The sequence below is a fragment of the Photorhabdus caribbeanensis genome (genome assembly GCF_018448885.1).
Taxonomy (GTDB): Bacteria; Pseudomonadota; Gammaproteobacteria; order Enterobacterales; family Enterobacteriaceae; genus Photorhabdus; species Photorhabdus caribbeanensis.
Map to the genome: position 1 here is coordinate 1 of NZ_RCWB01000179.1, position 217 is coordinate 217.

Sequence of the window (217 nt, forward strand, 5' to 3'; positions counted from 1 at the left end):
CCTCGCCGGGGTTCTTTTCGCCTTTCCCTCACGGTACTGGTTCACTATCGGTCAGTCAGGAGTATTTAGCCTTGGAGGATGGTCCCCCCATCTTCAGACAGGATTTCTCGTGTCCCGCCTTACTCATTGAACTCCCAGCCATACCATCTTCGAGTACGGGGCTGTCACCCTCTCTCGCCGGCCTTTCCAGACCGTTCCTCTGATGCTATCGCTGATG

At 55.8% G+C, this 217-nt stretch carries 1 rRNA gene; it reads right to left on the reverse strand.

Annotated elements, in window-relative coordinates:
* Positions 1-217, reverse strand: a 23S ribosomal RNA gene (locus tag EAE90_RS23540); the annotation flags it as partial.